Genomic DNA, 10,784 nt, shown 5'->3' with positions numbered 1-10,784 from the left:
AGACTATCAAAGGAGGATGAGAGCGAGGGACCATCCCAGAGCGTCCAGAACCAGGAATCCCTGCTGCGGGAGTTTGTGCAGCAGCACCGGCTGAGCGTCTACGATACCTATGTAGACGACGGCTGGAGCGGCACAAATTTTGACCGCCCAAGCTTTCAGCGGATGATTGCTGACATCGAGGCCAAGAAGGTAAACATGGTCATTACAAAAGATCTCTCCCGTCTGGGGCGCGACTACATCATGACCGGCCACTACATGGAGAGGTACTTCCCGGAGCACCGGGTGCGGTACATCTCCCTGTTGGACGGTATCGACACCGGTGTGGACTCCACCGCCAACGACATCACGCCGTTCCGGGCTATCATGAACGACATGTACGCCAAGGACATCTCCAAAAAGATCAAGAGCGTCAAGCGGGATAAGCAGCGGAAAGGGCAGTTTATTGGCGGCAAGCCAGTATACGGCTACAAGATGCACCCCGCGGAGAAAAACAAGATCGTCATTGACGAGGAAGTGGCGCCTGTTGTCCGACGGATCTTCGCCTTGGCTCTCTCCGGCATGAGCTGCCGGAACATTGCAACCCTCCTCAACCAGGAGGGAGTGCCCACCCCGGCCACCTACGCAAACCTCACAGTGGCACGGCCTGGTCCCTATACCGGCCTGTGGAGCAGCGAGCGGATCTCCGATATGCTGCAAAACGAGACTTACATCGGCAACATGGTTCAGGGGCGCAGTGTGAAGATCAGTTACAAGTCAAAAAAGTGCCTGAGGCAGAACCCGGCCAACTGGGTAGTGGTGGAGGGCACGCACGAGCCTCTGGTGGACGCGGAGACTTTCCGCAAGGTGAGGATGCTGGTCAACAGCCGAAAGCACACCCGGAGCCGAACCTATGACTTTCTGCTGAAAGGGCTGATCTTCTGCCACGAGTGCGGATACCCTCTGGCGGTGCTCAACCGAAAAAACGCCAGGGGAGAGGATGTGCTGTACTTTGTCTGCCGTACCTACCAGCGTTTTACCAAAGCGGGCGTCTGCACCTGCCACTCCATCAAGGAAAAAACGGTGACTGACGCGGTGGTCGCCAAGGTACGGGAGGTCTGCCAGGCCTACCTAAACCCGGACGAACTGCTGCCTGTGGCTCGGGAGGCCGTAGAGAACGCCGGGAAACAGAGCGGCTTGGAGACAGAACTCCATACACTCCAGTCCAAGATCGACAGCCTCACCGCCAACCTGGACCGCATGTACACGGACCGGCTCAGCGGGTTGCTGCCGGAGGCGGACTTCCAGCGCATCTTCGGCCGGATCAAACTGGAGCGAGAGCAGCTGGAGGAAAAACGACAGGCCCTGGAGTTTCAGAAAAAAAGCCCCGTCCGCAGTGAGGACAGGGCCAGGGAACTGGTGCAGAGGTTCATCGATACAGCGGGGGAGAGCCGGGAACTGCTGGTCAGCCTCATCGAAAGAGTGGAGCTGACCGAGGGCAAGGAAGTCATCATCAAATTCCGTTTCGCCCAGCTGGATGAAACGGCAGAAAGCCAGACACTGCAAGGGATTGCGCCGTTTGAGACGGCGTGATTTTCCGGAGCCAATCGTTTACAATAGCCGAGTCGCTATGTATCCCGCATTGAGAAGAAGGCGCTGCAAAAACTGGAACAGGCCATGGAGGAGGCGCCGGTCAAGGAAAAAAGAAGCAAGAAAAGCAGATGAAAATATAAAAGGAAAAAATCAAGGTCCGTTCTGCACAGGCAGAGCGGACCTTGATGGCATCTTAAAATTTTTCTTGACTTGAAAGCGCTCACGGGCACCTGGTGCAGAAACAGATTAGCACTGGGCCTCGGGGGCGGGGAGGGGAATTTCCGGCATCAGCTCGTCACTGACAATGGCCAGCATCTCCTCCAGTTTGGCGCAGTCGGCGGGGGAGAAGCGCTCCGCAATACGGTCCATTACCTTGTGCACGTAGGTATTGCTGATATTATAGTAGTCGATATACTTCTGAGTGGGGCGCAGATGGTATTCCCGCTTATCGTGCTCAGACTGGATTTTCTCCACATAGCCTTTTTTAATCAGACTGTTGACCTTGTAGGCAGCGTTTGGAGGGGAGATCTTCATAAATGAGGCAAACTCATTGATGGTAGGCAGGCGCAAAGCCTGAATGGCCTCCATGCAGAAGGTCTCCACCGTGGTGAGGCTGGCCTCCCGGCTCTGAAAGCGCTCAAAAATTTCGCGATAGAAATGCAGCTTAAATTTTGTATACACGTCCTGAAACCGTTGTTCCAGCATCATTTCCGCCTCCATCGGACAGAACCCGGCCGCAGCCGGACAAAACTTCACTTCTGTGTCAGGAAAAGACCGTATAGGGGGCATATCCGGACATTATTGTATCAAAACGGGGCGGAAAGAGCAAATTTACTTCTCAGCATCAGCAATGGCGAAGATGAGTTCCGCCGTAGCGGCGATCTCGCCGTTGACAGTAGCCACGGCCTCGCCGATGCCTACGGGGCCCTTCCGCTTGGTCAGAGTGCACTTGAGCTCCAGCACGTCCCCGGGCACCACCTGGCGCTTGAAGCGGGCGTTCTTAATGCCGCCGAACAGGGCCAGCTTGCCCCGATTCTCCGGTACGGACAGAAGAGCTACCGCTCCCACCTGGGCCATGGCCTCGATGATAAGCACACCGGGCATGATGTGCTTCTGGGGAAAATGGCCGCAGAAGAACTGCTCGTTGGCGGACACGCACTTGATGCCCTGAACCCACTTGCCTTCCTCGCCGTCGGTGATGCGGTCCACCAGGGCGAAGGGGTAGCGGTGGGGCAGAATCTCAGCGATCTGATTGGAATTGAGCTGCATTATGCTTCCTCCCATCTTTTCAGCAGGATGCTGGCGTTGTGGCCGCCGAAACCCAGAGAGTTGGACATGGCGTACCGCAGGGCGGCTTCCCGGCCTTCGTTGGGCACCACGTCCAAATCGCACTCCGGGTCGGGAACCTGGTAGTTGATTGTGGCGGGGACAAAGCCCTCCTTCAGGGCCAGGGCGGTGAAGATAGCCTCCACGCCTCCTGCCGCACCCAGCATGTGGCCGGTCATGGACTTGGTGGAGCTCATCATCAGCTCCTTGGCATGGGCGCCGAACACAGTCTTGACGGCGGCGGTTTCGCCGCTGTCGTTCAGGTGAGTGGAGGTGCCGTGGGCGTTGATGTAGTTCACCTCGTCAGGGGATACGCCGCCGTCAGCCAGGGCGATGGCCATGGCCCGGGCGCCGCCCTCGCCGCCCTCGGCAGGGGCGGTCATGTGGTAGGCGTCGCAGGTGGCGCCGTAGCCCACCAGCTCGGCGTAGATCTTGGCGCCCCGGGCGGCGGCGTGGGAGTACTCCTCCAGTACCAGAATACCGGCTCCCTCGCCCATGACAAAGCCGCTGCGCTCCGCGTCAAAGGGAATGGAGGCACGGGACGGGTCGGTGACGGTGGAGAGGGCCTTCATGGACGTAAAGCCGCCGATGGCCAGGGGAGTGACGGCAGCCTCGGTGCCGCCGCAGATCATCACGTCGGTATAGCCGTCCCGGATGTAGTGAAAGGCGTCGCCCACGGCATTGGTGCCGCCGGCGCAGGCGGTGACGGGGCAGGTGCACATGCCCTTGCAGTTGTGGGCAATGGCGATGAGACCGGCAGCCATATTGGAGATGGCCATGGGAATATAGAAGGGGGAGACCCGGTCAAAGCCCTTCTCCAGACCCTTGGTGTGCTCGGACTCGTGGACGTCCAGTCCTCCGATGCCGCTGGAGACGATGACGCCACGGCGGCAGGGATCGTCAGAGGCCAGGTCCAGGCCGCTGTCGGCTACGGCCTCCTTGGCGGCGGCCATGGCCAGCTGAGTGTACCGGGCCATCCGCTTGGCCTCCTTCTTATCCAGAACGGACTCAGGATTCCAATCCTTGACCTCGGCCGCCAGCTTTACCTTCTGATTCTCGGGGTTGTAACGGGTGATAGGGGCTACGCCGCACTTGCCCGCGCGGACGGCAGCCCAGCTCTCGGGCACGGTGTGCCCGATGGGGGTGACGGCCCCCAGGCCGGTGATGACCACTCGGCGTTTTTCCATAATAACCTCCATTTTCAACACAGCACAGCACTCGTCGGTGTCACATGGACATGCCGCCGTCCACCGCCAGTACCTGGCCGGTGATGTAACCGGCCTCATCCGAAGCCAGGAAGGCCACGGCGTTGGCCACGTCCTCCGCTGCGCCCAGTCGGGCCATGGGGATGGAGGAGAGAATGGCCTCCTTGGCCTTGTCAGGGAGCACGGCGGTCATATCGGTGTCGATAAAGCCGGGGGCCACGGCGTTGACCGTGATGTTCCGTCCAGCCAGCTCTTTGGCAAGGGACTTGGTCATGCCAATGACGCCCGCCTTACTGGCGGCGTAGTTCACCTGACCGGCGTTGCCGTGCAGGCCCACCACAGAACTCAGGGAGATGATGCGGCCATGGCGCTGCTTCATCATGGGGCGGACGGCGGCCTTCATACAGAGAAAGGTGCCCTTCAGATTGGTGTCCACCACAGCGTCGAAGTCCTCCTCCTTGAGGAGCATGAGCAGGTTGTCCCGGGCGATCCCGGCGTTGTTGACCAGAATATCAATGGCGCCGAACTGCTTCAGGGCGGCGTCAAACAGGGCCTTGACGGCACTGGCGTCGGCCACATTGCTCTGGACAGCCAAGGCCTGGACGCCCAGAGCCTGGCACTCAGCCGCAGTCTGGTCGGCGGCGGCGGTGTTGCCGGCAAAGGACAGGACGATATTGCAGCCACGGCGGGCCAGCTCCAGGCATACGGCTTTGCCGATGCCCCGGCTGCCGCCGGTGACGATGGCGGTTTTTCCGGTGAGGCTCATCAGGATTCTCCTTTCAGGGCCGCAGTGAGAGCGTCCAGGTCGGCGCAGGTCTCCACGGCAAAGGTGCGGATGGCGGGGCAGGTCTTGCGGACAAAGCCGGAGAGCACCTTGCCGGGGCCAATCTCCACAATGGTATCCACACCCAGGGCCTCCATGCGGCGGATGGTGTCCTCCATGCGGACGGAGGACTGGACCTGCCGCTCCAGCAGGGCGGGAATGGTGTCGCCCTCGCCCATCTCATGGCCCAGGCAGTTGAAAAGCACGGGGAAGGCCATGGGGGCGAATTCCACAGTGCGGAACCGCTCGGCCAGGGCGTCCCCGGCGGGCTTGAGGAGAGAGGTGTGGAAGGGACCGCTGACCTTCAGAGGAAGGGCCCGCTTGGCGCCCAGCTCCTTGGCCAGGGCGGCGGCCTTCTCCACGGCGGCCTTTTCGCCGCCGATGACCAGCTGGCCGGGGCAGTTGTAGTTGGCAATCTCCACCACGCCAAGGCCGGAGGCCTGGTCGCAGGCGGACTGGAGGGCGGCCACATCCAGGCCCAGCACGGCCATCATGGCGCAGTCCATGCCCTGGGCGGCCTGGGTCATGGCCTTGCCCCGGAAGGCCACCAGAGACACCGCCTCAGGAGCGGAGAACACACCGGCGGCGTGGAGAGCGGAGTACTCGCCCAGACTCAGGCCGGCGGCGTAGTCAGGCTCGATGCCCCGCTCATAGAGCAGGGCGGTAACGCCGGCGGCAAAGGCCACCATGGCGGGCTGGGTGTAGGCGGTCTGGTTGAGGACGCCGCCCGCGTCAGTGAAGGAGACCTCCTTCAGGTCAAAGTCCACCTGCTCCGCCGCGCTGTCCAGCACGGCGCGGAAGGCGGGATAGGCTTCATACAGGTCAGCGCCCATGCCGGGGTGCTGGCTGCCCTGTCCGGCATACAGAAAGGCCAGGCTCACAGGTCGTTCACCAGACCTTTCACGCACTTCTGGTAGTCAGCGTACAGCTCCTCCAGAATGGCCCGCACGGGACGGATCTCGTGGAGCTGGCCGGCCACCTGGCCCGCCATCAGGCTGCCCATCTCGGTGTCGCCATCAAAGACGGCCCGGCGCAGGGAGCCCAGAGTCAGCTTTTCCCGCTCAGCCAGAGGGATGTTTTCCTTCTCCATGCGGATGTACTCCTTAGCCATCTTGTTCTTGAGCACCCGCACGGGAGCGCCGGTGGTGCGGCCGGTGACAATGGTGTCGGTGTCGCTGGCCTTGAGCAGGGCCTGCTTGTAGTTGGGGTGGATGGGGCACTCCTCGCTGACCAGCAGGCAGGTGCCGATCTGGACGCCGCAGGCGCCCAGGGCGTAGGCGGCGGCCAGCTGGCGGCCGCTGGCGATGCCGCCGGCGGCGATGACGGGCACGTCCACCGCGTCCACCACCTGGGGCACCAGGGCCATCGTGGTCATCTCGCCCACATGGCCGCCGCTCTCGGTGCCCTCGGCGATGACGCCGTCAATGCCGTACCGGGTGAGGCGCTTGGCCAGCACGGCGGCAGCCACCACGGGGAAAACCTTGATGCCGGCCTCTTTCCAGGCGGGGATATACTTGCCCGGGTTGCCTGCGCCGGTGGTGACGACCTTCACGCCCTCCTCGATGACCACCTTGGCCATCTCGTCCACGGCGGGGTTCATCAGCATCAGGTTGACGCCAAAGGGTTTATCGGTGAGGGACCTGCAGCGGCGGATGTTCTCCCGCAGGCTGTCGGCATTCATACCGCCGGAGCCGATAAGGCCAAGGGCGCCGGCGTTGGATACAGCGGCGGCAAACTCGCCGGTGGCGATGTTGGCCATGCCGCCCTGAATAAAGGGGAACTCTGTTCCCAGCAGCTCGTTGAGTTTCATAGAGACCTCCATGCGCCTGCCGGCGCGTTCAGATTTTTTAGTGTGCTTCCCCGTCCAGCTCCAGAATGGCGCCGCCCCAGGTCAGGCCGCCGCCGAAACCGGAGAGAAGAGCCCGCATGCCGGGCTTGAGGGCGCCCGAGGCGCACAGCTCATGGAGCAGCAGCGGGATGCTGGCGGCGGAGGTGTTGCCGTATTTGGCGATGTTCTTGGGGCACTTCTCCGGGGGAAGGTGCAGGTTCTTTACCACCCGGTCGATGATGCGTTCATTGGCCTGGTGGAGCACAAACAGGTCGATGTCCTCGGCGGTCATGTGGGCCTGTTCCAGCACCTGGGTAATGCACTTGGGCACGGTCTCCACCGCGAATTTGAACACGGCGGTGCCTTCCATATGGATATACGGAGGAACGCCGGTGCCCGCGCCGGGGATGTAGAGGACCTTCTCGTCCCCCCGGGCTCCCACCACGGTGTGGAGCACAGGACAGTCAGGCCCGGACCGGACCACAGCGGCGCCTGCGCCGTCGCCAAAGAGGATGCAGGTGGTGCGGTCGGTGAAGTCCACCAGGCGGGTAAAGGCCTCGCCGCCCACCACCAGGCCATACTTTCTGGGACAGGTATCCAGCAGGCACTGGGCGGTATGCAGCCCATAGAGGAAGCCGGAGCAGGCCGCGTTCAGGTCCATGCACAGACAGTCCTCGGGCAGGCCCAGCTCATGCTGGAGCAGGCAGGAGACGGAAGGGGTAATAAAGTCGGGGGAGATGGTGGCCACCAGGCACACCCCCAGGTCGGCGGGAGAGATGCCGGCCCGGTCTATGGCCTGGCGGGCGGCGTCCATGCAGAGAGAGAGCTGGGTCTCATCGGTGCAGTAGTGCCGCTCCTTGATGCCGGTGCGGGTGGTAATCCACTCGTCGCTGGTCTCCACCATGGCGGCCATGTCGTCGTTGGTAACAATCTTGGCCGGGGCTGCGGCGCCGGTGCCGCAGAGCTTGATACCGTTCATCCCCGATCCCTCCTTATGGCCTGATTTCCCATGGCACGGAATTTTTTGTAGCGCTGCCGGGCCAGAGCGGAGCCGCTCAGCTTGAGCAGGGGCGCCAGACTCCGGCTGATGGCGTCGTCCACGGCGGTGAACACGGCGCCGGGGGCGGTGTGGGCTCCGCCCTCGGGCTCAGGAATAATCTCATCAATAACGCCCAGCTCCAGCAGGTCGGCGGCGGTGAGCTTCATCACGTCGCAGGCCTCATTGCTGCGGGAGGCGTCCTTCCACAAAATAGCGGCGAACCCCTCGGGTGAGAGGACGGAATACACCGCGTTCTCCAGCATGAGCACGCTGTTGCCCACGCCCAGCGCCAGGGCGCCGCCGCTGCCGCCTTCGCCGGTGACCACCGAGATGACGGGCACCGTCAGGGCGGAGAGAATGGACAGACATCTGGCAATGGCCTCGCCCTGGCCTCTGGCCTCGGCCTCCAGGCCGGGGTAGGCGCCGGGAGTGTCGATAAAGGTGATGACGGGGCGGCGGAACTTCTCCGCCTGCTCCATCAGCCGCTGGGCCTTCCGGTACCCCTCGGGGCTGGGCATGCCGAAGTTGAACTTCAGGTTCTCCTCCAGAGTGCGGCCCTTCCGGTGGCCGATGACGGTAACGGGCTGGCCGTGGTAGAGAGCTACGCCGCCCAGAATGCTGGGGTCTTCGCCGAAGTGGCGGTCGCCCCGCAGCTCAAAGAAGTCGGTAAAGAGGGCGGAGATAAAGTCCGCCGTGCCCGGCCGCTGGGGGTTCCGGGCCAGGGCCACCCGCTGGACGGGGGTAAGGGTCTGATTCATCGGTCGCGGCCTCCCTTCGGATCATGGAGCCGCAGCAGGCGGCTCAGCGTGGCGCGCAGCTCCCTGCGGGGCACCACCGCGTCCAGGAAGCCGTGGTCAAGCTGGTACTCGGCGCTCTGGAAGCCCTCGGGCACCGGCTGGCCGATGGTCTGCTCCACCACCCGGGGGCCGGCAAAGCCCACCAGAGCCTCCGGCTCGGCCAGCATATAGTCGCCCAGGCTGGCAAAGCTGGCGGTGACGCCGCCGGTGGTGGGGTGGGTAAAGACCGAGATGTACAGCCCGCCGGCGGCGGAGAAGTGCTCCAGGGCGGCGGCGGTCTTGGCCATCTGCATCAGGGAGAGGATGCCCTCCTGCATCCGGGCTCCGCCGCTGGCGGAGAACAGGATGAGGGGCAGGCGGTTCTTCTCGGCGTACTCCACCAGGCGGGTGATCTTCTCCCCCACGGCGGCGCTCATGCTGCCCATGAAAAAGCGGCTGTCCAGCACGCCGACAGCCGTCCTGCGGCCCTCGATGCGGCCCGTGGCGGTGACCACGGCCTCACTCAGGCCGGTGCGCCGCCCCGCGTCGGCCAGCTTCCCGGCATAGCCGGGGAAGGCCAGGGGGTCGGCGGAGGCCAGCCGCTCGTCCAGTTCCCGGAAGGTGCCCGGGTCCAGGACGAGGCTGAGCCGGTAGTAGGCGCTGACGGCGTGGTGATGGCCGCAGCGGGGGCAGACATAGAGGTTCTTGTGCAGCTCGCCCCTGGGCACCTCGGCCCCGCAGGCGGGGCAGGCCGGGGCGGGGGCGGAGCGGGGGCCGCCGCTGCGCAGGCTCTTGAGCGCCAGCAGCTTTTCGCGGCGGCGGGTAAATACGTTGCTCATTGCTTCTCCTCGCTTCCGCAGCGGCTCCAGGACAGGAGCGCTTTCAGCTCACGGTCCAGGAAACCGGTGGTGCAGCTTCCGCGGACAAAGTCCGGGTGGTACAGAATCTGGTGGAGCAGCTCGGCGTTGGTGGCGTACCCCTCCACAATCAGTTCCTCCAGGGCCCGGCGCATCCGGCGGATGGCTTCCAGCCGGGTGGGGGCGTGGACGATGATTTTGGCGGCCAGGGAGTCGTAGAAGGGGGAGAGCTCATAGCCAGTGTACAGGGCGGAGTCTACCCGCACGCCGCAGCCGCCGGGGAGGTGAAGAAACTCCGTCTTGCCCGGACAGGGGCGGAAGCCGTTGGCCGGGTCCTCAGCGTTGATGCGGCACTCAATGGCGTGGCCCTGGAGCTTTACGTCCTCCTGAGTCAGGGACAAAGGCAGGCCCGCGGCGATGCGGATCTGCTCCCGCACCAGGTCGGTGCCGGTGACCATCTCAGTGATGGGGTGTTCCACCTGAATCCGGGTGTTCATCTCAATGAAGTAGAAGTGACCCTCGCTGTCCAGCACGAACTCGATGGTGCCGGCGTTCTCATAGCCCGCCGCTTTGGCGGCGGCCACGGCGGCGGCGCCCATCTGCTCCCGCAGTTCGGGGGTGAGGGCCTTGGAGGGAGCCTCCTCCAGCATCTTCTGATTGCGGCGCTGGATGGAGCAGTCCCGATCCCCCAGGTGAATGACGTTGCCGTGGCGGTCGGCCAGAATCTGGAACTCAATGTGCCGGGGATCCAGAATCAGCTTCTCCAGGTACATTTCGCCGCTGCCGAAGCAGGCCATCGACTCGGCCCGGGCCTCCTCAAAGAGGGAGATAAAGCTCTCCGGGTCGTACACCCGGCGCATGCCCCGGCCGCCGCCGCCGGCGGAGGCCTTGATGAGCACCGGATAGCCGATGGAATCGGCCACAGCCTTGGCGGTCTGGGCGTCGGGCACCGGGCCGTCGGAGCCAGGCACCACGGGCACACCCGCCTTCTGCATCAGCGCCCGGGCGGAGGCCTTGTTGCCCATGGCCCGGATCACGTCGCCGGAGGGGCCGATAAAGGTGATGCCCTCCTCCTGGCAGGCGTCGGCAAAGGCGTCGTTCTCCGACAGGAAGCCGTAGCCCGGATGGATGGCGTCGCAGCCCGCGGCTTTGGCCACGGTGAGAATGGCACCCATGTTCAGATAGCTGTCGGCCGCCTTGGCCGGGCCGACACAGTAGGCGCTGCCGGCAAACTGGACGTGGAGGGCGTCCGCGTCGGCCTGAGAGTAGACCGCCACGGTATCGATGTCCATTTCCCGGCAGGCCCGCAGGACCCGGAGGGCAATCTCCCCCCGGTTGGCAATCAAAATCCGCTTGAACAT

11 protein-coding genes are annotated in these 10,784 nt (G+C 63.6%); 1 reads left to right on the top strand and 10 read right to left on the bottom strand.

The window, feature by feature from the left end; all coding sequences use genetic code 11:
• Positions 1 to 1,569: recombinase family protein (locus Q0K06_RS08045; RefSeq protein WP_294550911.1), on the top strand; the 1,569-nt coding region annotated here is incomplete at its 5' end.
• Between the two features lie 246 nt (positions 1,570 to 1,815).
• Here Q0K06_RS08045 and Q0K06_RS08040 read toward each other — a convergent pair.
• The 10 genes from Q0K06_RS08040 to accC all read right to left on the bottom strand — a co-directional run bounded on the left by Q0K06_RS08040 (position 1,816) and on the right by accC (position 10,784).
• Positions 1,816 to 2,274, bottom strand: coding sequence for a MarR family transcriptional regulator (locus Q0K06_RS08040; protein WP_294550916.1), 459 nt, complete (start codon positions 2,272 to 2,274; stop codon positions 1,816 to 1,818).
• A 126-nt stretch (positions 2,275 to 2,400) separates the two neighbouring features.
• Positions 2,401 to 2,838, bottom strand: a complete 438-nt coding sequence (gene fabZ, locus Q0K06_RS08035) for a 3-hydroxyacyl-ACP dehydratase FabZ (protein WP_294550908.1) — start codon at positions 2,836 to 2,838, stop codon at positions 2,401 to 2,403.
• A complete protein-coding gene (gene fabF / locus Q0K06_RS08030; protein ID WP_294550906.1) occupies positions 2,838 to 4,082 on the bottom strand; it encodes a beta-ketoacyl-ACP synthase II in 1,245 nt (414 codons plus the stop codon). Before fabF ends, fabZ begins: the two co-directional genes overlap by 1 nt.
• Before the next feature lie 40 nt (positions 4,083 to 4,122).
• Positions 4,123 to 4,866: a 3-oxoacyl-[acyl-carrier-protein] reductase gene (fabG, locus tag Q0K06_RS08025; protein WP_294550903.1), complete on the bottom strand. Its 744-nt coding sequence runs from the start codon at positions 4,864 to 4,866 to the stop codon at positions 4,123 to 4,125.
• Positions 4,866 to 5,804: an ACP S-malonyltransferase gene (fabD, locus tag Q0K06_RS08020; RefSeq protein WP_294550900.1), complete on the bottom strand. Its 939-nt coding sequence runs from the start codon at positions 5,802 to 5,804 to the stop codon at positions 4,866 to 4,868. The genes fabG and fabD overlap by 1 nt, the downstream gene beginning before the upstream one ends.
• Positions 5,801 to 6,733, bottom strand: coding sequence for a nitronate monooxygenase (locus tag Q0K06_RS08015; protein WP_294550898.1), 933 nt, complete (start codon positions 6,731 to 6,733; stop codon positions 5,801 to 5,803). The genes fabD and Q0K06_RS08015 overlap by 4 nt, the downstream gene beginning before the upstream one ends.
• Positions 6,734 to 6,770: 37 nt before the next feature.
• Positions 6,771 to 7,730, bottom strand: coding sequence for a beta-ketoacyl-ACP synthase III (locus Q0K06_RS08010; RefSeq protein ID WP_294550896.1), 960 nt, complete (start codon positions 7,728 to 7,730; stop codon positions 6,771 to 6,773).
• Entirely contained in the window at positions 7,727 to 8,548 is an 822-nt protein-coding gene (locus Q0K06_RS08005) for an acetyl-CoA carboxylase carboxyltransferase subunit alpha (RefSeq protein ID WP_294550894.1), read from the bottom strand. Before Q0K06_RS08005 ends, Q0K06_RS08010 begins: the two co-directional genes overlap by 4 nt.
• The gene (gene accD / locus Q0K06_RS08000; RefSeq protein WP_294550892.1) at positions 8,545 to 9,405 is read right to left on the bottom strand and encodes an acetyl-CoA carboxylase, carboxyltransferase subunit beta; all 861 of its coding nucleotides are present in this window, start codon (positions 9,403 to 9,405) and stop codon (positions 8,545 to 8,547) included. The genes Q0K06_RS08005 and accD overlap by 4 nt, the downstream gene beginning before the upstream one ends.
• Positions 9,402 to 10,784 (bottom strand): acetyl-CoA carboxylase biotin carboxylase subunit, encoded by a 1,383-nt coding sequence (gene accC, locus Q0K06_RS07995; protein ID WP_294550890.1) that lies wholly within the window; start codon positions 10,782 to 10,784, stop codon positions 9,402 to 9,404. The genes accD and accC overlap by 4 nt, the downstream gene beginning before the upstream one ends.

The sequence above is a fragment of the uncultured Pseudoflavonifractor sp. genome, assembly GCF_944387805.1.
In the GTDB taxonomy this organism is placed as follows: domain Bacteria; phylum Bacillota; class Clostridia; order Oscillospirales; family Oscillospiraceae; genus Pseudoflavonifractor.
This window is presented reverse-complemented; position numbering and strand designations above follow the sequence as displayed.

Coding starts and splice junctions, on each gene's coding strand:
- Q0K06_RS08040 (WP_294550916.1), bottom strand. CDS start 2,274: ATGCTGGAACAACGGTTTCAGGACGTGTATACAAAATTTAAGCTGCAT.
- fabZ (WP_294550908.1), bottom strand. CDS start 2,838: ATGCAGCTCAATTCCAATCAGATCGCTGAGATTCTGCCCCACCGCTAC.
- fabF (WP_294550906.1), bottom strand. CDS start 4,082: ATGGAAAAACGCCGAGTGGTCATCACCGGCCTGGGGGCCGTCACCCCC.
- fabG (WP_294550903.1), bottom strand. CDS start 4,866: ATGAGCCTCACCGGAAAAACCGCCATCGTCACCGGCGGCAGCCGGGGC.
- Q0K06_RS08015 (WP_294550898.1), bottom strand. CDS start 6,733: ATGAAACTCAACGAGCTGCTGGGAACAGAGTTCCCCTTTATTCAGGGC.
- Q0K06_RS08010 (WP_294550896.1), bottom strand. CDS start 7,730: ATGAACGGTATCAAGCTCTGCGGCACCGGCGCCGCAGCCCCGGCCAAG.
- Q0K06_RS08005 (WP_294550894.1), bottom strand. CDS start 8,548: ATGAATCAGACCCTTACCCCCGTCCAGCGGGTGGCCCTGGCCCGGAAC.
- accD (WP_294550892.1), bottom strand. CDS start 9,405: ATGAGCAACGTATTTACCCGCCGCCGCGAAAAGCTGCTGGCGCTCAAG.
- accC (WP_294550890.1), bottom strand. CDS start 10,784: ATGTTCAAGCGGATTTTGATTGCCAACCGGGGGGAGATTGCCCTCCGG.